Here is a 23,542-nt window from a genome sequence, read left to right as displayed (position 1 = left end):
GTTGAAAGCACCGTAACGAAATGTACCATGCTGTTTTATTTGTAGTGTTGCTTTGTATATATATTGAAAAGGTTAAAATATAAAGGGAATTATGATGGATGCTGTCTCTATACAACCACTTTATGAATGCTTCGCACGACGAAATTTGCATTTTGAACAGGGGCATGGTGTATGGCTTATTTCCGATAAAGGAGAACATTATCTTGATTTCACATCTGGCATTGCTGTTAATGCATTAGGGTATTCACATCCAAAATTGGTTGATACGCTCAAAATACAAGCTGAAAAACTTTGGCATGTTTCTAATATTTTTCAATCTCCTGAACAAGCATCTCTTGCCACGCGGCTTTGTGCAAATAGTTTTGCGGATAAGGTTTTTTTCTGCAATTCAGGTACTGAAGCATTGGAGTGCGCATTCAAAACGGCACGTCATTATTACTATGCTGCTGGTCATTCAGAACGCATTGAAATAATTACTTTTGAAGGGGCATTTCATGGACGTACACTTGCAGCACTTGCTGCGACTGGGCATGAAAAATATCTTGAAGGCTTTGGACCTAAAGCTGGTGGATTTATTCAAGTACCTTTTTGTGATGAAATCGCTTTGTGTAATGCTATTAATAAAAATACCGCCGCTATTCTTATTGAACCTATTCAAGGAGAAGGAGGAATACGAACGGTCCCTCATGAATATTTAAGATTTTTGCGCAAAATATGCGATGATAATGGTCTATTATTGATTTTAGATGAAGTCCAAACGGGTATAGGACGAACAGGAAAGCTTTTTGCTTATGAATGGAGTGATATCACGCCTGATATTCTTACCCTCGCAAAAGGATTAGGAGGGGGATTTCCATTAGGCGCTTGCCTTGCAACGGATAAAGTTGCAAAAAGCATGACACTTGGGACACATGGTTCAACCTTTGGAGGAAATCTTCTTGGAATGGCTGTAGGAAATAGTGTTCTTGATATTTTGTTAGAGCCAAGTTTTCTCAACCATGTTCAGCGCATGGGGGATAAACTAAAAAGTGGACTTTTGCATATTCTCAATATCTATCCTGATATTATCCGCGCAGTTCCGGGGATGGGGCTAATGTTGGGTATTCAATGTGTTGTGTCTTCAAATCTTGTCGTTAATGCTTTAGAAAATGAACATCTCTTAAGTGTTGCTGCCAACAACAATGTTGTGCGCTTATTGCCTCCTCTTATCATTAGGGAAGAAGAAATAGATGAAAGTTTGCATCGTATTGAAAAAGCAATAGCTTATCTTTCGCAAGTAAACAAAGAAAGACAAATATCACACACATGACAAATGCTCTTCGTCATTTCACGGACTTATCCATTTTAACGCCAGCAATAGCACGCGCACTGATCGATTATGCGAAGATCCTTAAAGCATCTTTTAAAGCAGGAAAAGGTTCAAAACCTTTTATAGGTAAAACACTTGCGATGATTTTTGAAAAACCATCCACACGAACCCGTATTTCATTCGATATCAGTATGCGCCAGCTTGGCGGAGATACAATCATGCTCACGGGTTCAGAGATGCAGCTTGGTCACAGTGAAACTATAGCTGATACGGCTCGTGTTTTATCTCGTTTTGTGGATATCGTGATATTACGAACAACAAAACATCAACGTATGCTCGAATTGGCACAATATGCACAAATTCCTGTCATTAATGCCCTTACAGATGATACACATCCTTGCCAAATTCTAGCAGATATATTAACCTATGAGGAGCATCGGGGGCCTATTTCTGGTAAAATATTTGCGTGGATGGGGGATGGTAATAATGTGCTCCATTCCTTAATTGAAGCTGCAGCTCTTTTTGATTTTCATTTGCGTATTGCTACTCCAAAGGGCAGTGAGCCACAGGAAAAATTTATCCATTGGGCACGTGAACGAGGAGCACATCTTACACTAACCCATAATCCCCAAAAAGCAGCTCAAGATGCTGATTGTATTATGACCGATACATGGGTCTCCATGGGACAAGAATTTCGTGCTCGCAGTCGTTCTACTTTTCAGCCTTATCAAGTCAATGAATCTCTCATGAAATTAGCAAAATCTGATGCTCTTTTTATGCATTGTCTTCCTGCTCATCGCGGTGAAGAAGTTGTTGATTCTGTGATTGATGGACCGCACTCCGTTGTTTTCGATGAGGCTGAAAATCGTCTTCATGTTCAAAAAGCAATTCTTTCTTGGTGTTTACAAGATGCGTTTTTCTCTCCACAATAGCCTCCCTACAACAAATTATATAAAAAAGGCAAAGCTATGAGTGAACAAGCTAAAGATGAAGCCTCTCTCAACAACAACTTCTTGCGTGAAGATGATAGTGTTATTCCCTTTCAAGTTGAAGAACTTGATATCCGTGGACGTGCCGTACAACTTGGGGAAACTTTAAATTCTATTCTTAACAGACATCAATATCCTGAACCGGTTTCTTATCTTCTAGCAGAAGCTTTACTTTTAACGGTTCTGCTTGGAACTTCTCTAAAACTTACGGGAAAATTTATTCTACAAACCCATTCCGATGGACCTGTTAATATGTTGGTGTGCGATTTTTCGCCTCCTTCCAGTTTACGTGGATACGCTCGTTTTGATAAGGAACAGCTAAAACAAGCCATAGACAATGGTCAAACTTCTTCAGAAACACTTTTAGGAAAAGGCACTTTAGCCTTCACCATTGATCAAGGTCCCCATATGCAACCCTATCAAGGGATAGTTGCATTAGATGGATCAAATTTACAAGAAGCTTCTCGTATTTATTTTGATCAGTCAGAACAAATTCCTACCGATATCCGTCTGGCTGTTGCTATATTAATTAATCGTGACCAACAAGGAAAACCGCAGAAAAGCTGGCGAGCTGGAGGTATTTTGATCCAACTTTTACCCCAAGAATCGTCTCATCATAAAATAGATGCCCCTCATCAAAAGCGAGAAGAAACGAAAACCCATACCCAATTGGATAACCAATGGCAGGAATCTAAAATACTCATGGAAACGATTGAAAGTTCAGAATTAACAGATCCCCAAGTCGGTAGTAAACAGCTCTTGTTCCGCCTTTTTCATGAACAAGGTGTTAGAGTTTTTAATCCTTTTTCTCTTGTCGATCAATGTTCTTGTTCACACGAAAAAATTAAAGGAATCCTAGAAGGTTTTTCTATTGATGAACGCAATAAAATGGTTAAAAATAAATATATTTCAGTCACATGTGAATTTTGCTCAAAAACATATTGTTTTACACCGCAAGAATTTTTAGAAGAAAAAACATAATCAAATATTTTTCATAAAAAATGATGATTGCAACAAAAGCCTATTTTATTTGCGTTATAAAAGTTTACGCATAAGCTCATATGAACTTCTAGAATATTTCTTGTCTTAGAGTTTTTTAATGTATACGAGTGATCTTTCTGTTGAAATCAGTAATCACGTTATAGAGTGCTTAAAAAAGAGTTCTCTGTAAAATATATTTTCTCCTCTCGAAAAAGCTTCTTTTATACTTTTTACATCTCAAAAGTTTATTTCTTACAATGAATTCTTTTATAATGTTCATTGATAGATTGATTATGTATTCATAACTTATCTTCTCTGTTAAATGAGACTTTTTGATTGTAGTCATATTTTCTTACTCGAATTTATCTTATTAAGAGTCAAAAAAGCTCATTAGTTATAATCATAAGAGAAATTATCGATAGAATAAGAATGTATAGACTCAATATGGACTTTATAGAGTCTATTACGAACAGATAGTGTAATGGGAATAAATGTAACAATGACGCTGCGAAGGAACGGGTTTGTTATTTTATAAAAAAGATAAGAATAGTGGTGAAGTCCCCTCATAACAATGTGCATTTTAGATAAAAATGCGAAGACAAAATACTATATGACTTTGAAAATAATAGTTGGTTGCTGTCACTAATCTAACGATGGTTCTATAGCAATATTGTTTTTGTCCAAGTAATCAAAAATAAAGCTCCTACACAGATATTTCTTTACACATGTTTTTGAATCAACAATGGTAATACTCTTGTAAAATTTTTCTAAGAAGAATGCGGGTCCGTATAAATAAAATAGCATACATAGCATGATAAAACGTTATGTTTTTACAAACCTGCATTATTTTATTTTTCTTCTGTCATAATCGCTTGTTCAATTTTTGGTAGAATTTTTTTTTGATAAATTTGCCACGTTAAGGGACCAACATGTTTGGCAATAATGATGCTCTCTTTATTCAAGAGAAAGGTTTCTGGGGGGCCATATATTCCCCAATCAATGGCTGTATATCCTGAAACATCAAAGCCAATAAATTTAAAAGGATTACCAAAACTGTTTAAAAAACGCAGGGCATTTGTTTTATTATCTTTATAATTAATACCAATCAGATCAAAACGTTTATCTTGTGCAATTTGCATAAGAATAGGATGTTCTTCGCGACAGGGCAGACACCAAGAGCCCCAAAAATTGACCAATGTGACACGTCCTTTAAACTGTTTTGAATTGAGATAACTTTCTTTATCAAGAAGAGGAAGATGAATATTGGGAGCAGGTTTTTCAGCCAATGCGTTTGGGAGAAGAGAAGAATCTTGAAGGTGTTTTTTATCCATAAAGTTGAAAAAAAGCACCATGAGAAGAAGAAAAAGAACAAATGGTCCAAAAAAAACAAGCAGAACAGGCAAAGATATATTTTTTTTAAGTTTGGAGGGATGTTTTTCATTATACTTTTCTTTTTGTGACAGCTCTTTTTTGTTTAGTTGTTGGAGAATTTTTTTTTGGTATAGAGCTTTGCAAAGAATATATCCAATAAGACATAAGAGGGATATTGCAGAAAGCACATAGCTTAAAACAACAATTTGCTCGTGTTTAAGGGTGCTAAGGAAAAAATCAATTTTCTGAGATAGATTTCCTAAAAGTCCGCTGTGGATGCCATTTAGGTCGAGCATGATGAAGCGTCCTGTTGTTGTGCACGACGGGATTTTTTAATCTGAAGTATTCGGATATAATGACTATTGATTTCATTTCGCATAGCCATCAAATAAAGCACAATAAACATAAAGATAAAACAAAAGAGCATTGTTATAAGGGGCCATAACATAGCATTGTCGATTGTTGATCCTCCAGCACGTAACAATGATGCTGGTTGATGCAATGTATTCCACCAATTAACGGAAAATTTAATAACAGGGATATTAACAAATCCAACAAGTGTAAGAATTGCAGTCGCACGAGCGGCTTTTACTTGGTTGTCAAAAGCACGCCCAAGCAGGATAATGGAGAGATAGATAAAAAGCAGAATTAAAACTGATGTTAACCGTGCATCCCAGACCCACCATGTTCCCCATGTAGGTCGCCCCCAAAGCGCTCCTGTCATGAGAGCCAAGGCGGTAAAAATTGCCCCTATAGGCGCTCCACATTTAAGTGCTACATCAGCAAGATGATATTTCCAAATCAGATTTCCTAATGCCGCTGCACTCATCGTTACATAACAGAATGTAGACAACCACGCAAAGGGAACATGAAGGTACATAATCTTAACAGTAATGCCTTGTTGGTAGTCATCAGGAGAATGCATCACCAGCATAAGCCCTAAGATAAGGAAACACAATGTTATGCCGGCCAACCAAGGTAAGACGATACTGCTTATTTTCATGAAAAGGGTGAAACTTGCAGGGAGTGACCTGATTTTATATGTACGAGATAGTTCATTCATAAAATTCATAATAGGCAGAGTTTTGCTATGCGGCAATCATCTTTTATTATTCTGATAAAAGTTTAAGCGTTATTGCAGCAACAAAAGAGCTAAAGAGACTCAAAAGAAGTGAAAAAGCACTGAGAAGAGCTAGGGAAGTGAGAAAAGAGGTATTTGGGTTTATTGGGGCTGTAGCAGCCGAAACACCAAAAATCATAATTGGAATGATCCACGGCAAGATAATGATAAAAATAAGCAAAGTACTGTGCAACAATGAGGTTGCGAGTGCAGCGCCTATAGCACCAATAAAAATAATAGCTGGTGTTCCGCATAAAAGGGTGAGTATTGTTGTAAAAGTTATTGTTACATCTAAATGGAGCATGAGGGCTAAAATAGGTGTGGCAAAAATAAGAGGAAGCATCGTTCCTACCCAATGGGCAAAACATTTGGTAAAGACAATTAGAGTAAAACTTTGTCTTTGTCCTGAAAGGATAAATTGGTCGAGATTACCATCATCGCGATCGATTTGGAAAAGTTTGTTCAGATTGAGAAGCCCTGCAAGAAGGGCTCCAAACCACAATATACCTGGTCCTATTTGTGCAAGAATTTTGGGGTCTGGCCCAATGGCAAAGGGGGTTATGACAACAACAGCGATAAAAAACAATAATCCTGTTAGTGAAGAGGCTTGTAGCACTAATAATAGTTTAAGATCACGCCAGAACAGTGCTTTCATTTTATTCTCTCCTAGAGAGGTAAAAATTTTTCCAGAGCGATTTTATGGTTTTCTGGAATGCCTATGGAATTATGAGTTGCAGCGATAATCATACCACCTTGATTGAGATGACGCTGGAAAATACGAGCAAGGAGTTTTTGAGCATGGTTATCAAGCCCAGATATTGGTTCATCTAAAATCCAAAGAGGACGATAGGAGAGCAAAAGGCGAGCAATAGCTACGCGTCTTTGTTGTCCAGTTGACAGAGCGTTAAAGGGTAAATGTTCAAGGTTAGAAAGACCAATATCGGCAAGAGCTTCATGCGCAAAACGTAAATGTTGACCGTAAAAATCTGCCCAAAATTGCAAATTATCAATGACAGATAAAAGAGGTTTCATAGCATTTTGAGGACCAAGATAATGACAGGCAGTTGCAACAGGGTATATTTGATCATGGTCTTTAAGTATTATATGACCTTCAGCAGCTTCAAGAAGACCGACAATGATTCGGAGTAATGTAGACTTTCCGATACCATTAGGACCGGTGATTGTCATAAGTTGCTGTGAAAATAAACAAAAAGAAAGACCTTTAAACAGAATTTCTTCGTTTCTGTAAGCGGCTAAATCTTTGCCTGATAATACCATGTGATTGCCTATTTTGTTTTTATTTTCATATTCTTTATTGTATTATAGAATAAAAAACACATTTTTTATGCAATTGTACCTAGAATAGTTCTAGAAATAGTTCTATAAAGGATACCTTACATCAATATCTGGTGTAAAATGGTTTCTGGCGCTGATTTCCGCATTTGCCTATGAGAGGGTGGAGGGGAAATGGATAGCGGAGGTAATTGCGTCTGCGCTCAAGCTGCGACCTTGACTCGTAGTTTGTGTTGTTCATTCCTGGAAATTGGGTGGTTATAGTATTGAGGGTGGACAGTCATGACTCAAATTGATAGCTTTAATTGTCGCAGAGTATTAAATGTTGGTGGCAAAGAATATATTTATTATAGTTTGATCGAAGCGGAGAAGAACGGACTTGAAGGTGTTTCTCGTTTACCGTTTTCGATGAAAGTTATTCTCGAAAATTTATTGCGATTTGAAGATGGTCGCACAGTTAAAAAAGAGGATATCCTCAATGTTGCTAAGTGGTTAAACGACAAAGGGAGTGCCGGGGCAGAAATTGCTTACCGTCCTGCGCGTGTTCTTATGCAGGATTTTACAGGTGTTCCAGCAGTTGTTGATCTTTCTGCAATGCGTGATGCTATGGTTAAACTTGGTGGTAACGCTGAAAAAATCAATCCTCTCATTCCCGTTGATCTCATCATTGATCACTCAGTTATTGTTGATGCTTTTGGCACTTCCATGGCTTTTAAGGAAAACGTCGAGCATGAATATGAACGCAATGGTGAACGCTATCGTTTCCTTAAATGGGGGCAGCAAGCCTTTCAAAATTTTCGTGTTGTTCCTCCAGGAACAGGGATTTGTCATCAGGTTAACCTAGAATATTTAGCACAATGTGTATGGATGAAGAATGAAGAGGGGTGTGAGACGATTTATCCTGACACCTGTGTGGGAACTGATTCGCATACGACTATGGTAAATGGTTTAGGGGTTTTAGGTTGGGGTGTTGGTGGTATTGAAGCAGAAGCAGCAATGTTAGGCCAACCTGTTTCTATGTTGTTACCTGAAGTGATTGGTTTTCGTCTAACAGGTAAACTTAAGGAAGGTGTAACAGCCACCGATCTCGTATTGACGGTGACTCAAATGCTACGTCGGAAGGGTGTTGTCGGTAAATTTGTTGAGTTTTTTGGTCCTGGTTTGGAGCATATGACACTTGCTGATCGGGCAACGATTGGAAATATGGCACCTGAATATGGAGCAACGTGTGGTTTTTTCCCAATTGATAAGGAGACAGTGCGTTATCTCAATATGACAGGGCGTGATGAAAATCGGATTGCCTTAGTGGAGGCTTACACCAAAGCACAAGGGATGTGGCATGATGAAATGGTAGCTCATCCCATTTTTAGTGATACAATTGAATTAGATATGGGAACTGTTGTCTCTTCTATGGCTGGTCCTAAACGTCCTGAAGGACGTATTGCATTGGAAAACGTTGGGCAGGGTTTTGAGAAGGCATTGGTCGAAGACTATAAGAAAACTTCTGGACAAGATAAGCGTTATCAGGTCGAGGGTGAAGAATATACGCTTGGTCACGGTGATGTGGTGATCGCTGCGATTACGTCGTGTACGAATACATCGAATCCAAGTGTTCTTATTGCAGCGGGTCTTTTGGCACGAAATGCTGTGGCAAAGGGGCTCAAGAGTAAACCATGGGTAAAAACTTCTCTTGCACCTGGTTCACAAGTCGTTGAAGCTTACCTTAAAAATTCGGGTCTGCAAAAAGATTTAGATGCACTGGGATTTAACTTAGTAGGATTTGGGTGCACAACATGTATTGGGAATTCTGGTCCTTTGCACCCAGCTATTTCCAAAACGATTAATGACAATGGTATAATTGCATCTGCGGTTCTTTCAGGAAATCGTAATTTTGAAGGGCGTGTTTCCCCTGATGTGCAAGCGAATTATTTAGCTTCACCACCGTTAGTTGTTGCACATGCGCTCATCGGGACGGTGTGTAAGGATTTAACCAAGGAGCCTCTTGGTGAAGATTCAAATGGCCAACCCATTTATTTGAGAGATATTTGGCCAACTTCTCAAGAAATACAGGAGTTTATCGAAAAAAATGTCACGCGTAAGGTTTTTGCCGAAAAGTATGCAGATGTTTTTAAGGGAGATGAAAATTGGCAAAAAGTTCAGATTCCTACGGGTTCTACCTATTCTTGGGATGAGCGATCCACCTATGTACGCAATCCACCTTATTTCGATGATATGCAGAAAACGCCTGATATCTTACCAGATATTAGAGATGCACGGATTTTAGGTTTATTTGGTGATAAAATCACGACGGATCATATTTCTCCTGCTGGTTCTATTAAAGCAGCTTCTCCTGCCGGAAAATATTTAATGGATCATGGTGTTAAAGTAGCTGATTTTAACCAGTATGGAACGCGTCGTGGGAATCATGAAGTTATGGTGCGTGGGACCTTTGCCAATATTCGCATTCGTAATTTTATGTTAGGGGAAAATGGTCGAGAAGGAGGTTATACGGTTCATTATCCGTCAGCGGTAGAACAAACCATTTACGATGCAGCAATGGCGTATAAACAAGAAGGTATTCCGCTCGTTGTTTTTGCAGGTGTTGAATATGGTAATGGATCATCACGCGATTGGGCTGCCAAGGGGACCAATCTTCTTGGTGTCAAAGCGGTGATTGTGCAATCTTTTGAAAGGATACATCGTTCTAATCTTGTTGGTATGGGCATTGTCCCTTTTGTCTTTGAGGAGGGGCTAAGTTGGAAATCTTTAGGCTTAAAGGGAGATGAAAAGGTGACAATTGAAGGGATTCATAACTTGAAACCTCGTCAAAAGACTGTAGCGAAAATTACTTTTTCTGATGGTACGGTAAAAACCGTTCCATTATTATGCCGTGTTGATACTGAAGATGAGCTAGATTATTTGCATCATGGTGGAATTTTGCAATATGTCTTGCGTAAGTTAGCTGTTTAGATTCTTTTGTTTGTTAAGGAATATCTATTATTAGGCTATAAAGTTGCGGATCAAAGAGTTTGGCTTCGTTTTTTTATGACTATCTTTGAAAATCTAATTGACGTTAGCTTTGGGATTGCGTTATAAACCACACGAGTTATAGGCAGCTTTATAGTTTTGCTTGGGTTGGATTTATTTATATTGGTAGAGTTGTTATTGAGACTCATTTTACCAAGGTGTTGAAAGAGAGATTATATTTATGGCGAATACACCTTCTGCTCGAAAAGCGGTGCGCAAGGTTGCGGCGCGCACACAGGTTAATAAGGCCCGCCGTTCACGCGTTCGTACTTTTATACGTAAGTTTGATGATGCTTTGGCGGGTGGCGATAAGGCATCTGCGGAGATTGCATTTAAGAATTTTGAGCCTGAAATTATGCGTGCAGTTTCTAAAGGGGTTTTTCATAAAAATGCTGCTGCGAGGAAAGTATCGCGTTTAGCTAAACGGTTGAAGGCTCTCAGCGTTTAAACTTTTTCTCCTTTAATTGAGAAAAAAGCCAGTATCCATGAGGATGCTGGCTTTTTGTTTATTATTTCAAAAAGTTTCTATTGAAATAAGAATCGATAATGATTCTCCACTTGAAAAAGGAGAGAAAGTTTATAGAGGGGGGTATGGTTATCCACAAGCTTTGTGGATTTTTACAGAGTCTTTTTTGTCAAGCATTTTATTTTTTTTTTTAAATCTGAAGAGATTCTTTAATTATTGGTAAATTTAGAGAAAAAAAATGAATTGAATCAATATTTTTTTCAGTCCTCATTAATATAAGCATTTTTTTTGGGTTTTTTGATTTTATTTTGACCTCTTGCATTTTACCTCTGCTGTTTTGTATGGTTCTTATGAAGACTAAAAAGCATGAAGGGGTCACATCAGCGTATTATTCTGTACTTTGTTGAATACAAGATGTTTTGATTTAGGCTTTTCTAAACTTTTGTGTTGGAGAGGTTTTCTGACGGTTTTTTAGTTTTCTTAATGGATATGTTTACCATTTTAGAAGGGTGGGTCATATCATGAGTGCAAGTAAATCTTATTGGTCATCTTTGTTAGTGGGGTTGTGATGAGGCTATCCTAGGGGAGGGTGAGTAATCTTATTTGGGGTAGGGCGTTTTGCCTTCGCTAGATTTATTTTAGCTGTTTGGCAGGACAAAATTTTATTTTTATCAGGATGGAAGATGGTGGATAAATTGAACTCTAAAGCTAGTTCCTTTAAAAGGGTTTCGGTAAATATCCTGTCGGCAGAGAACATAATAAAGAATAGGATGACGGAGAGTGATGAGAATGTTTGTAGAAGTGCTCCTATAGGGCATTCTATTGTTTCAGAGGAGGAAAGTGCAGCGGCTTTTATACGTGTTATGGCGCAATTAAAGGTACAGGTTGGTGTTGAGGCTTATACCAGTTGGTTTGGGCGCGTGAAGCTTGCTGAATATAGTCATACTCTTGTAAAGCTTTCTGTTCCTACTGCTTTTTTACGTTCATGGATTAATAATCACTATGGTTCTCTTTTGACTCATTTATGGAAACAAGAGAATTCAGCAATTCTTCGTGTTGAAGTTATTGTTCGTGGTATGGAACGCGTTTCAAGAGATGTCGTTTGTAAAAGAAGTGTTCCTTCTGTTGTACTAGAGGAGCAGGCGACTTCATCTTTTGTTGAAAGTTGCGCAGAGCATTCAGTTAAGAGTTCTCAAACGGGAGTTTTTGGATCTCCACTTGATTCTCGTTATACTTTTGAAAGTTTTGTTGAGGGGGCTTCTAATCGTGTTGCTTTAGCGGCTGCGCGTTCTATTGCGGAGGGGCATAAAAGTGCTTTACGTTTTAATCCTCTTTTTATTCACGCATCTGTTGGCTTAGGAAAAACACATTTGCTTCAAGCGATTGCTGCTTCTGCATTGAAGCGTTTAACGTCTGCGCGCGTTATTTATTTAACTGCTGAATATTTTATGTGGCGTTTTGCAACAGCTATTCGTGATAATGATGCTCTTTCTTTTAAAGAACAGCTTCGTGATATCGACCTTTTAATTATTGATGATATGCAGTTTTTACAGGGTAAGTCGATACAACATGAGTTTTGCCATTTGCTTAATATGTTGCTTGATAGTGCAAAACAGGTTGTTGTCGCTGCAGATCGTCCACCAGCAGAATTAGAATCGCTTGATCTTCGCGTTCGCTCTCGTCTTCAGGGAGGGGTGGCCCTTGAAATTGAAGCACCAGATTATGAAATGCGTTTGCAAATGTTGCGCCAGCGGTTGAAGGTGGCACAACAAGATGATGGCATGGTATCAATTTCTGATGATATCTTGGAATATATTGCGAAAACGGTTTTAGGGTCGGGGCGTGATATTGAAGGTGCATTTAATCAGCTCTTGTTTCGTCAATCTTTTGAGTCTGATTTATCTTTAGAGCGGATTGATGAGTTATTAGGTCACTTGACACGTCCTGGTGAACCTAAGCGTATTCGGATTGAAGAAATTCAGCGTACGGTAGCACGCCATTATAATGTTTCTAAACAGGACTTGTTATCTAATCGTCGAACACGTACGGTTGTGAAGCCACGGCAAGTTGCAATGTATTTAGCAAAAGTATTAACTCCTCGCTCGTTACCAGAAATTGGGCGCCGTTTTGGTGGGCGTGATCATACAACAGTTTTACACGCTGTGCGTAAAATTGAAGATTTGGTTTGTGGTGATCAGACCTTGGCTAAGGAACTTGAATTGCTTAAGCGGTTGATTGGAGAACAGGCTGTATAGTGTTTATCGTTTCTTTCCTTGGAGAGACTTTAAAGAATTTAATGAAAAGATTTATTTTTTCTTATGCAGGAGTGACTTGCCATTTTAAGAGAGGTTTAATAAACTCTAGCAGGCGATTCTTAAAGAGGGTCTATTCTTTAAGTCTAAAGAATTCTTATAGTTTTTAGTAAATCATACGGGGCTTTTATGCGTATTACAGTTGATCGCAGTCAATTTCTCAAGTCTCTTGGTCGGGTTCACCGTGTGGTAGAGCGCCGTAATACTGTTCCTATTTTATCGAATGTGTTGATTGATGCAGAAAATGGCCGTGTACAGTTAAAAGCAACAGACCTTGATTTAGAGGTTATGGAATCTTTTGCAGTTAATGTTAAACAAGCTGGAGCAACAACTGTTCCAGCACATTTGCTTTATGATATCATTCGAAAACTTCCTGATAGCAATGAAGTTGTATTATCCGTCGATGAGAATCAAGCAGGTACAATGTCCGTGGTTTCGGGTTGTGCACATTTTCAGCTTCAATGTCTTCCGAAGTCAGACTTTCCAGAGTCGCTTCCTGGGCAGTTTGGTTATCGTTTTTCTTTATCGGCATCAGGCTTAAAACATTTACTTGATTGTACACAATTTGCTATTTCTACTGAAGAAACCCGTTATTATCTTAATGGTATTTATTTCCATATTATTAATGATGATGTTTTGAAATTGCGTTTGGTTGCAACTGATGGTCATCGTTTGGCACAAGTTGAGATGGAAGCTCCTTCGGGTGTTGAGGGAATGCCTGGTGTTATTGTTCCCCGTAAAGCTGTAGGAGAATTGCAAAAACTTCTTTCAGAAGAAAATGATAGTGATGTGTGTATAGAGCTTTCAGAGACAAAAATTCGTTTTTCTATAGGCTCTGTGATTTTTACATCAAAATTAATTGATGGAACATTTCCAGATTATCAACGTGTTATCCCTCTTGGAAATGATAAAGAATTAATTGTTAATAGGCAGGACTTTTCTTCTGCCGTTGATCGTGTTTCAACGATTTCAAGTGATCGGGGGCGTGCAGTTAAATTAACGATTGAGCATGGACAGTTAAGGCTTGTTGTTAATAGCCCAGATTCGGGCAGTGCAGAAGATCAATTATCAGTAACTTATGCATCTGAACCGCTTGAGATAGGGTTTAATTCACGTTATCTTTTGGATATTGCTGGGCAGCTTTCAAGCGATGAGATGGTTTTTATGTTGGCTGAGGCTGGAGCACCCGCTCTGATTCGTGATAATGATGATGTGGATGTGCTCTATGTACTGATGCCTATTCGCGTTTAGGGGCGGTTGTTTTGCAATGTATGGCCAGTCATGTGCACAAAGTGGCAGTGAGGCAGCTGAAGCTTTTACGTTATCGCAATTATTCTTTTTTCAATATTCATTTTTCTGGTCAGCATGTGGTTTTTACTGGCCATAATGGTGCTGGCAAGACGAATCTTTTAGAGGCGTTATCTTTTCTTTCTCCTGGCCGTGGTTTGCGGCGCGCTGTTTATTCTGACGTTAGCTTTGTAGATGGTGGTGGAGGATTTGTTGTATTTGCGCGTCTTGAATGCGCTCTTTATGGTGAAGTAAAGATTGGTACAGCTTTCGAGGTTAGCGATAACAGTCGAAAGGTCCATATTAATGGTGTGAATGAGTCGAGTGATTGCCTAACAGATTATTGTCATATTAGTGTCCTAACACCGTCTATGGATGGTCTTTTTACAGGTCCTTCACTTGAGCGCCGTAGTTTTTTGGATCGTATGGTTTTGGCGATTGATCCCTTGCATAGGCGCCGCATAGCCGATTATGATAGAGCTATGCGCGCACGTAATCGTTTGTTTTTAGATGGAAATGAAGATTGTGCTTGGTTTGATGCTTTAGAAAAGCAGATGGCAGAACTGGCGACAGCTATTTCTGCGGCGCGTGTTGATGTTATTCGTCTTTTAAATGACATGTTTACGCAAATGCCATCACAGATACCTTTTCCACGAGCTTTTTTGCAAATTGATGGTTTTTTGGAAACAGCTCTTAGTGAAATATCAGCAACTGAAGTTGAAGAACAATTTTGTGATCGATTACGGCATAATCGCGCAATGGATCGTGCTGCTGGTCGGACGTTAGAAGGACCACATCGTGCAGATTTGCAGGTTTTTTATGCTGATAAAAATAGAGCAGCAACATCTTGTTCAACAGGTGAACAAAAAGCGCTGCTGACAGGTTTAGTTTTGTGTCATGCACGTCTAACAGGTATGATATCGGAAAGATCTCCCATTCTTCTTCTTGATGAAATGGCTGCTCATCTTGATTCGCATCGACGTGCTGCTCTATTTGATATTCTTGATGATTTAGCTGTACAAACATTTATGACAGGAACAGATCGTCTTTTATTCGATGACTTAAAAGGACGCGCAGAATTCTTTGAGATTAAGGATGGAGCTTTATTGCCATAAAAACATGCTAAATATTTTTTTAATAAGTGATAGGTCTGAAAGAAAAGGCTTGCTATGTCAGAGATAATAACAATTTTAAATGGTCCTAATTTAAATTTTCTAGGTCAACGTGAGCCAGAAATTTATGGAACTGAAACTCTAGAAGATATTGAAAAAAGATGCAGAGAATGGGCAAAAAAAAATGATATTATAATAAATTTTTATCAAAGTAACTGTGAAGGGCAATTAGTAGCATGGATACAAGAAGCAATAGAGGCAAGTTCTGGATTGATCATTAATCCAGCGGCTTACAGTCATACATCTGTTGCACTTCTTGATGCCCTAAAAATGTTTTCAGGGCCGAAAGTAGAAGTTCATTTATCTCATATTTATCAGCGTGAAGCTTTTCGTCACCATTCTTATACATCTGCAGGTGTAGACGCTGTCATAACTGGGTGTGGAGGTGATGGATATTGGTTTGCACTTGAGTATATTGCAAAACAATTAAGCAAAACAATTAAATTGTGATAGATAAAGAGTAGGCGTTTAATAAGAGTAATATAGGCATTGAATTCTCTTGATAATTATTTTCAAATCTGTACAATGTGAGGTATATATTTATGACAATTTTTAGTGCGTATGACGGGGGTAAATAAAGGTGAAAAGCTTTGTTAGACAATTAGAAATGCTTGTGATTTTAGGGGGAGCACTGCTTTTGTCTGGTTGTAAAATTGATGTTATACAGCCATCAGGTTATGTTGCACGTCAACAGCTCATTTTGATCGTTGTTTGTGTGGTGGTGATGCTTTGTATTGTCATCCCAGTTATGGTGAGTGTGGTATTTTTAGCTATAAAATATCGTGCATCGAATATGAAAGCGGACTATTCTCCTGATTGGGCGCATTCAAATAAAATTGAAGCATTGATGTGGGGTATTCCAGTTTTAATTGTAATGGTTTTAGGTTCATTAACAGCTTATTATACCTATAAGCTTGAACCTACAAATCCTCTTCCAGTGGAAGTTGTGGGTGAAGGAAAGCCATTACAGATTGATGCTGTTGCTCTTGATTGGAAATGGCTTTTTATTTATCCTGAATATGGTGTTGCATCGATTAATGAGATTTATGCGCCTGAAGGACGTCAAGTTTTATTGCAATTAACGTCAGAGAATTCTGTCAATGCTTTTTGGGTTCCCAAATTGGGTACAGTTCTTTACGCTATGCCGCAGATGAATGCTAAGTTGCATTTGGTCGCTGAAGAGCAAGGAGTATTCAAAGGAGCCTCAGCAAATTACAGTGGTGATGGTTTTTCGAGTATGCGGTTTAAGTGGCATTCTGTGTCTTTGCAGGATTTTGAGGATTGGATTGTAAAAGCTCGGGCTAATGGTCGAGTACTTGATCGTGCATCTTATCGTCAACTTTCTATTGCGCCTCGTATGGGTGATATTGCTGCGAAGGAAAAAGATGCTGAAGTTCGTTATTTTGCACCTGTTGAGAAGCGGCTTTACTATCGTGTTGTTAATCGATGTGTCGATGAAAAGACGGTATGTAATGAAGATTTAATGAAACGTGCTGCTGCTCAGACGCTGTGGGGTGCACTATGTTCAGTATTTGATCCTGATGTTATTTAACAGAGTCAATAAAGTAAAGAGCCCTTTTAACAAAGGTTTCTTTTAAACTTGAATTTCATTTGAAATGGGTTGAGAAATGTTTGGAAGACTTACAGATCCTACGGCAGGTGCTTTTCATGCGCTTGCACATGAACCGATCGTTTTGTATACATGTATTGCGATTGTTTTGGTTGGTTTAATTGCTGTTATTGCTTTAACAGCACTTGGGTGGTGGGGGATTCTATGGCGAAATTGGATTACAACGGTTGACCATAAACGCATAGGTATTATGTACATCGTTCTTGGAATTATTATGCTTGTTCGCGGTTTTGCGGACGCACTTATGATGCGAACGCATCAAGCTTTAGCTCTTGGGAGTGAAACAGCGGGTTATTTGCCCCCTGAGCATTTTGATCAAATTTTTTCGGCGCATGGTACGATCATGATTTTTTTCATGGCCACGCCTATTTTATTTGGTCTTTTTAATTATCTTATACCGCTTCAAATTGGTGCGCGTGATGTTGCTTTTCCCTTTGCAAATAATCTAGGTTTTTGGATTACGGCTGCGGGGGCAATATTAATTAACATATCCCTAGGTGTTGGTAATTTTGGTCGTGGTGGTTGGCTGATGTACCCACCTTTTACAGAATTGCAAACGAGTCCAGATACAGGGGTAGATTATTATTTATGGTCACTTCAGCTTTCTGGTATTGCAACAACAATGGGATCAGTAAATTTTATTGCAACGATGATTAAAATGCGTGCTCCTGGAATGACAATGATGAGAATGCCTATTTTCTGTTGGAGTGCTTTTGTCAGCAATGTTCTTATTTTAGTTATTTACCCTGTCTTGGCTGTAGCATTTGCACTCTTGGCATGCGATCGTTATTTGGGCATGAATTTCTTTTCTAATGTTGGTGGCGGAAATCCGATGGTATGGATTAACTATGTTTGGGTTTTTGGTCATCCTGAGGTTTATGTTTTGGTTGTTCCTGCTTTTGGAATTGTTTCTGAGGTTGTGTCAACTTTTTCTTCAAAGCGCCTCTTTGGTTATACTTCGATGGTATGGGCCATGTTGGTTATTTTGATTCTTTCTCTTCTTGTTTGGGGACATCATTTTTTCACAATGGGTGGCGGTGAAGCTGTAAATACTTTCTTTGGTATTGCGACAATGATCATCGCAGTTCCAACAGGTGTAAAAGTCTTTAATTGGCTGCTTACGATGTATAAAGGTCGAATTCGCTTTGAGCCTCCAATGCTTTGGTGCATGGGCATGATCTTTACATTTGTTGGTGGTGGATTAACCGGTGTTTTATTATCTATTGTCCCTGCTGATTGGCAGTTTCATAATTCGCTCTTTTTGATAGCACATTTCCATCATACAATTATTGGAGGTGTGGTTTTTGCGTACTTAGCGGGGATTGCATTTTGGTTTCCAAAAGTTTTTGGTTATAAACCAAATCGCATACTAGGTATTGCATCTTTTTGGTGTTGGTTTATTGGTTTTTACCTTGCCTTTTTCCCCGTTTATGCGCTTGGTTTAATGGGGGCGACGCGTCGTCTTCAGCATTACATGGAACCTAGTTGGCAGCCGATGTTTATTATTGCTGCATTAGGTGCTTGTATTATCTTACTTGGTATTCTTTGTTTTGTGTTACAGGTTGTTTTGGCGATTTGGTACGGTATTAAGCATAAAGGTCACTTACCGGTAACATTAAATGATTCTTGGGGTGATGCACGTACACTTGAATGGTTTACCTCTTCACCGCCTCCTTCCTATAATTTTGCCCTCCTTCCAAAGATACAGTCTGATGACGCTTATTGGAATATGAAGAAAAGTGGTTATCAACGGCCGACAAGTGGGTTTACAAAAATTCATATGCCATCAAATACATCTGCTGGAATTATTGCGGGATTCTTCTCATTAGTTGTTGGTTTTGCACTTGTTTGGCATATTTGGTGGCTTGTTGCGGTTGGACTGGTTGGTTTTATTGTAACGCTTGTGTGTCATTCATTAACAGGTGATCATCATGGTTACTATATTCCAGCTGAAGAAGTGCAAAAAACTGAAGATGCCTTTACGGCTGTTCTTAAAGAACAAGGAGTGACAGTATGAGTGCTGTAACAATGAATAACGCGAGTACTATAGATGAACTTCACCACGATAGTAGCTCGGTAATGACGTTTGGTTTTTGGGTCTATATTCTTTCAGACTTAATCCTGTTTTCGACATTGTTTTCAAGTTTTGCTGTATTTTCTGCTTCTTATGGCGGTGGTAAAGCGGGCAATGAGTTTATAGATTTAAAGTTTGTTTTGGTTGAGACTGCTTTCTTATTGTTTTCATCCGTCACTTATGGCTTTGCAATGGTACAAGCACATAAAAATAACATCAGTGGTGTGCGTTTATGGATGGCTATTACCTTTGTATTGGGGTGTTGCTTCATTGGTATGGAACTTTACGAATTTCATGAACTTTTGAGTGAGGTTTTTTATTTCGATCCAAATGCTTATGCGGGTATTGATCCTGCAACAGGTTTACAGCTTTTTGGACGGGAAATTCTCTCTGCTTATTGGTCAGCATTTTTTGCTTTGGTTGGCACCCATGGACTTCATGTAAGTGTTGGTCTTCTTTGGATGGTTGTGATGTTTTTTCATCTTCGTCGTAATGGTTTGGATCAGAACAATAAAACACGTTTAGCATGCCTTTCCATTTTTTGGCATTTACTTGATATTGTATGGATTGGTGTTTTCACCATGGTTTATCTATTAGGAGCGTTGTGATGAGCGTGCAAAATGAAACACATGGTCCCAGTACTGGTTCCTATTTGGTTGGTTTTATTCTGGCTGTATTTTTCACTTTGGGTTCTTTTGTTCCTGTGATGTATGGAATGATGGAAAGTTGGGCAGTTAGTACAAAGGTTGCGTATCTTATTGGGATGGCGATTATTCAGATTATAGTACAAATTGTTTTCTTTTTGCACTTGAATTCTGGTCCAGACGCCAAGTGGAATTTAAGCGCGTTATGGTTTGCTGCTATTTGCGTTTTTGTTATTATTGGGGGAACTTGGTGGGCTATTTCTCATTTAAATTATAATATGATGGGTGGTTCAGGACGTGTTATTGAACCGGAAATATCAAGTAGAGATGATTCTTCAGTGTCTGAGCAGTTATCAAACAAAGATATATCCGTAAGAAAACAGCCAGAAAAGATACAGGGTTCAGAAATGCCCATTGGGCAGGATCTAAGTACGCAAACTCCTGTAGATCAAGAAGCTAGTTCAGAAATGCCCATGGGGCAGGGTCTAAGTACGCAAACTCCTGTAGATCAAGCACCTGGTTCAGAAGTACCCATGGGGCAGGATCTAAGTACACAAACTCCTGTAGATCAAGCACCTGGTTCAGAAATACCCATGGGGCAGGGTCTAAGTACGCAAACTCCTGTAGATCAAGCACCTGGTTCAGAAATACCCATGGGGCAGGGTCTAAGTACGCAAACTCCTGTAGATCAAGCACCTGGTTCAGAAGTACCCATGGGGCAAGGTCTAAGTACACAAACTCCTGTAGATCAAGCGCCTGGTTCAGAAATACCCATGGATCAAGATCCAAATACACAGTTTCCTGTGGAGTAGTTGTTAGAAATATCTATGGAGCTGATGCGGCATGTATCAGCTCGTAGAAGAAATTCGTAGGATATAAAGAAGGGAAGAAATACAAGATATCAGTGGATATGAGTATCATTATTTTGAATATACTTTTAATTTAAAAGAGAAAGTCCGTGGGGTATTTAGTCAAGCTTTAATTTTTGAGACAAATAGCTATTTGTAGAATATACAAAAAGTGATGTTTGTAAAATTTACTACAAAGAAAGAGAATGTGAGAAACAAGTTTTTATGTTGTGTGAGATAAAAAAACACGAAGCAGTAATGTTTTTAGATTTACAGAATTTATATTAAAGATAGCATTAAAGTTATTTGTAATAATAATATGCAATTGAAATCAAAAATTTAGAGAATAATCAGAAAACTTAATGAAAACCGTTGCAATGACAGTTATTGGTGCTGGTTCTTTTGGTACTGCATTAGCGATAGCTCTTGCCCGTAATGGTCATAATGTTTTACTTTGGGGATATAGTCCTCAACATATCAAAGAATTACAGGAACAACGTTGTAATCAAGTATATTTACCCGATATTCGATTTCCTGACAATTTATTACTTGAAGCTTCGCTTGAAACTGCAATAACGGCGAGTCACAATATATTAATCGCAGTTCCAAGCCATGTATTTCATCAAGTTTTGTGTAATATTCAGCCTTATTTAGATCAGCATTCACGTGTTATTTGGGCTACAAAAGGTTTAGAACATGGTACTGGACGTTTTTTACAAGAGGTTGCTCGTGAGATTTTAGGTGAAAAAATTCCTTTAGCTGTTTTTTCTGGACCAACTTTTGCTCAAGAACTAGCTATTGGTTGGCCTACTGCAATGACGATAGCAGCTTCTGATGTTGAGTTTGGTAAAGAATTGCAGCAACTTTTTTATTGTGACAAAAGTTTTAGAGTTTATAAAAGTTCAGATATGATTGGTGTTCAATTAGGGGGAGCAGTCAAAAATGTTATTGCTATTGGTGCAGGAATATCAGATGGCATAGGTTTTGGGGCAAATGCACGAATAGCTCTTATCACACGAGGATTAGCTGAAATCAGTCGTTTAGGGGGGGCTATGGGTGCTGAGCTTTCCACATTTATGGGAATGACAGGCTTAGGTGATCTGGTTTTGACATGTACTGATAATCAGTCACGTAATCGTCGTTTTGGAATACTTCTTGGTAAAGGAATAGATATAAAAGAAGCGGAAAAACAAATTGGTCAGGTTGTGGAAGGATACTTAAATACCAAGGAAGTACATACGTTGGCGCAGCGTATTGGGGTAGAAATGCCCATTGTAGAACAAATTTATCAAATTCTCTATTGTGGTAAAAACATAACTGAAGCGGCAAATACATTACTAAGCCGCGCCCTCAAGGACGAAATACAATGATATCCTATTTTTTAATAATTCAAATCGTAAAAAATAGAAACATGCTATGATAGACATATAAAATAGATTTTATTGATGGTTGTATAAGGTAGTCATATTCCAGCAAATTATAGATTCATATCATTCGATTCTTTATGAAACATGGCTGAAATATAAAAGTTTTTGCTTTTATCTAAGAGCTATCTCTTTGAAGATAAATTATCGTTTCCACTTACACATGTTTATGTAATGTAATGAACAAGATATTTTTATTGTCTCTTAAATTCATCTCACAATGATGTTTGCAAACAGAATAATACAAGACTCATTAGGTAGAAGCATCTTATTTATGTAACGTATAAGTTAAGAATATCGGGGCAGGGATATTATGTATCTCTGTTTTTGTAATTCTTTAAAACAAGAAGACAATCTGTTTTGGGAAGAAGATGAAATTTTAAAGATGAAAACCAGTTCCCATTTCTACAATCATTTTTAAATTCAGTTTTACGCTATCTAAAGCAATATCTTTTAAATAATGGAGATTATCTCACACCTTTATTTTTTCATTTTTTAATGAAAGCATTTCTCTGATGTGTCAGGTAAAATAGAACGCCCAAAAAAACACGATAGCTGTTGTATATTCACGCGCTTGTTTTAAAGAGACCTCTCTTAAAACTTCCAAGTCCACTTCGCGACGGTAACCGTGAATAGTGTAACGATAAAGCCATTGTGCACATCCCCATCTTTACGTTTATGAAGGAGGAAGCCGAGCATCATTACACCCCCCAATGTTGAGACAGCTCTAAGCACTTGAAGCTGTTCAGTAGAAATATTTAAGTCTTTTATTTTCTCACATGTCAATTCTGTTTTTTATATGCAAGAAATGATTTTTGGAATTATAACTTTGAAAGTCTAAGATTGAAAAAAATATTATTGTACTTGTTTGTGGCTGTCATTTACACTGAAAAATAATGTGATTATAAAGATAAAAAATTGATTTATATAAATAATTCATTTTATTTTTGTATTGAGTTAATTAAAAATATGTGTTTGCTTGTCACAAGCGGGTTAGTATGTGGATAAAAATTATTAAAGATACTTCTAATGAATCATCTCAAGTGTCAAGGGTTGTTTCAATATTAGAACATGGCAAGTAAAATGATGGTGTCGGTTTGTCATCTGTATAAACATTAAAATGGTGGTAAAAAAAGGATTTTATGTACTTCACAGGGATTTTTTATACGTTCTACAGGTACCATTGTGAAATGGAATGGCGTGCATTGAGAGATATCTTTAAAAAATGCATGAAGGAGAAACAGCTATAGTGTTTTTGGGTGTTCTATTTTACCTGACACATCAGAGAAATGCTTTCATTAAAGAACAAGAAAAATAAAGGTGTGAGGTAAAGCGTAACCTCCATTATTAAAAAAACATTGATGTACATGCTTTTAAAATCGTAAAGCCTCATTAAAGAATAATAGTAAGATTAATGATTGATTTCTTTACGCCTTCATATTCGTCCTAAATTAGATTGTATTTGCGTTTCAAGAATAAATCAAACGGTAGGAATATTTTTTTCAATTTGCTACACAAAAGCTGAAACTAAGGATTTTAATAATTCTCTAATCTCTGTTTCAAACTACGGTAGCATAAGGGCTGGATATTGATTT

At 38.0% G+C, this 23,542-nt stretch carries 18 protein-coding genes; 14 read left to right on the top strand and 4 right to left on the bottom strand.

Translation table 11 applies throughout. The annotated features are described in order from the left end of the window. Nucleotides 1–94 precede the first annotated feature (94 nt). The 3 genes from ACFIJZ_RS00235 to ACFIJZ_RS00225 are packed head-to-tail and all read left to right on the top strand — an operon-like array spanning nt 95 to nt 3,279. The gene (locus ACFIJZ_RS00235; protein ID WP_375630519.1) at nt 95–1,309 is read left to right on the top strand and encodes an aspartate aminotransferase family protein; all 1,215 of its coding nucleotides are present in this window, start codon (nt 95–97) and stop codon (nt 1,307–1,309) included. Further along, nucleotides 1,306–2,241, top strand: coding sequence for an ornithine carbamoyltransferase (gene argF / locus ACFIJZ_RS00230; RefSeq protein WP_375630517.1), 936 nt, complete (start codon nt 1,306–1,308; stop codon nt 2,239–2,241). The genes ACFIJZ_RS00235 and argF overlap by 4 nt, the downstream gene beginning before the upstream one ends. A 36-nt stretch (nt 2,242–2,277) precedes the next feature. Next, complete coding sequence (locus tag ACFIJZ_RS00225) at nt 2,278–3,279, top strand: Hsp33 family molecular chaperone (protein ID WP_375630515.1); 1,002 nt, start codon at nt 2,278–2,280, stop codon at nt 3,277–3,279. Nucleotides 3,280–4,127: 848 nt separating this feature from the next. Here ACFIJZ_RS00225 and ACFIJZ_RS00220 read toward each other — a convergent pair. From ACFIJZ_RS00220 to ccmA, 4 genes are all read right to left on the bottom strand, one after another. After that, nucleotides 4,128–4,742, bottom strand: coding sequence for a DsbE family thiol:disulfide interchange protein (locus tag ACFIJZ_RS00220; RefSeq protein WP_375630725.1), 615 nt, complete (start codon nt 4,740–4,742; stop codon nt 4,128–4,130). Nucleotides 4,743–4,933: 191 nt separating this feature from the next. After that, entirely contained in the window at nt 4,934–5,713 is a 780-nt protein-coding gene (locus ACFIJZ_RS00215) for a heme ABC transporter permease (protein WP_375630513.1), read from the bottom strand. A gap of 46 nt (nt 5,714–5,759) precedes the next feature. Continuing rightward, nucleotides 5,760–6,425, bottom strand: a complete 666-nt coding sequence (ccmB, locus tag ACFIJZ_RS00210) for a heme exporter protein CcmB (protein WP_375630511.1) — start codon at nt 6,423–6,425, stop codon at nt 5,760–5,762. An 11-nt stretch (nt 6,426–6,436) separates the two neighbouring features. Then, the gene (ccmA, locus tag ACFIJZ_RS00205; protein ID WP_273790270.1) at nt 6,437–7,048 is read right to left on the bottom strand and encodes a heme ABC exporter ATP-binding protein CcmA; all 612 of its coding nucleotides are present in this window, start codon (nt 7,046–7,048) and stop codon (nt 6,437–6,439) included. Nucleotides 7,049–7,345: 297 nt separating this feature from the next. On the opposite strand from ccmA, the gene acnA reads away from it, so the two are divergent. The 11 genes from acnA to gpsA all read left to right on the top strand — a co-directional run bounded on the left by acnA (nt 7,346) and on the right by gpsA (nt 21,893). Further along, nucleotides 7,346–10,033: an aconitate hydratase AcnA gene (gene acnA / locus ACFIJZ_RS00200; RefSeq protein WP_375630509.1), complete on the top strand. Its 2,688-nt coding sequence runs from the start codon at nt 7,346–7,348 to the stop codon at nt 10,031–10,033. 238 nt (nt 10,034–10,271) lie between these two features. Further along, a complete protein-coding gene (gene rpsT, locus ACFIJZ_RS00195) occupies nt 10,272–10,538 on the top strand; it encodes a 30S ribosomal protein S20 (RefSeq protein WP_273790272.1) in 267 nt (88 codons plus the stop codon). Nucleotides 10,539–11,239: 701 nt separating this feature from the next. Then, a complete protein-coding gene (gene dnaA / locus ACFIJZ_RS00190) occupies nt 11,240–12,811 on the top strand; it encodes a chromosomal replication initiator protein DnaA (protein ID WP_273790273.1) in 1,572 nt (523 codons plus the stop codon). Nucleotides 12,812–12,997: 186 nt separating this feature from the next. Then, a complete protein-coding gene (gene dnaN, locus ACFIJZ_RS00185) occupies nt 12,998–14,119 on the top strand; it encodes a DNA polymerase III subunit beta (protein WP_273790274.1) in 1,122 nt (373 codons plus the stop codon). A gap of 20 nt (nt 14,120–14,139) precedes the next feature. Further along, nucleotides 14,140–15,270 carry a DNA replication/repair protein RecF gene (recF, locus tag ACFIJZ_RS00180; RefSeq protein WP_273790275.1) on the top strand — a complete coding sequence of 377 codons (1,131 nt, stop codon included), beginning with the start codon at nt 14,140–14,142 and terminating at the stop codon, nt 15,268–15,270. A 54-nt stretch (nt 15,271–15,324) separates the two neighbouring features. Next, the gene (gene aroQ / locus ACFIJZ_RS00175) at nt 15,325–15,777 is read left to right on the top strand and encodes a type II 3-dehydroquinate dehydratase (protein ID WP_375630506.1); all 453 of its coding nucleotides are present in this window, start codon (nt 15,325–15,327) and stop codon (nt 15,775–15,777) included. A gap of 130 nt (nt 15,778–15,907) precedes the next feature. Then, nucleotides 15,908–16,879, top strand: coding sequence for a ubiquinol oxidase subunit II (gene cyoA, locus ACFIJZ_RS00170; RefSeq protein ID WP_375630504.1), 972 nt, complete (start codon nt 15,908–15,910; stop codon nt 16,877–16,879). Between the two features lie 76 nt (nt 16,880–16,955). Next, entirely contained in the window at nt 16,956–18,974 is a 2,019-nt protein-coding gene (gene cyoB / locus ACFIJZ_RS00165; RefSeq protein ID WP_375630502.1) for a cytochrome o ubiquinol oxidase subunit I, read from the top strand. Continuing rightward, nucleotides 18,971–19,639, top strand: coding sequence for a cytochrome (ubi)quinol oxidase subunit III (locus ACFIJZ_RS00160; RefSeq protein ID WP_375630500.1), 669 nt, complete (start codon nt 18,971–18,973; stop codon nt 19,637–19,639). Before cyoB ends, ACFIJZ_RS00160 begins: the two co-directional genes overlap by 4 nt. Further along, nucleotides 19,639–20,487, top strand: a complete 849-nt coding sequence (gene cyoD, locus ACFIJZ_RS00155; RefSeq protein WP_375630498.1) for a cytochrome o ubiquinol oxidase subunit IV — start codon at nt 19,639–19,641, stop codon at nt 20,485–20,487. Before ACFIJZ_RS00160 ends, cyoD begins: the two co-directional genes overlap by 1 nt. A 398-nt stretch (nt 20,488–20,885) precedes the next feature. Continuing rightward, on the top strand, nt 20,886–21,893 hold the full coding sequence (gene gpsA, locus ACFIJZ_RS00150; protein ID WP_375630496.1) for an NAD(P)H-dependent glycerol-3-phosphate dehydrogenase: 1,008 nt from the start codon (nt 20,886–20,888) through the stop codon (nt 21,891–21,893). Nucleotides 21,894–23,542 lie beyond the last annotated feature (1,649 nt).

The organism is Bartonella sp. CL70QHWL (assembly GCF_042194855.1).
GTDB lineage: Bacteria > Pseudomonadota > Alphaproteobacteria > Rhizobiales > Rhizobiaceae > Bartonella.
The sequence above is the reverse complement of the archived record's forward strand: the minus strand, read 5'-3'. Positions and strand labels throughout refer to the sequence as shown.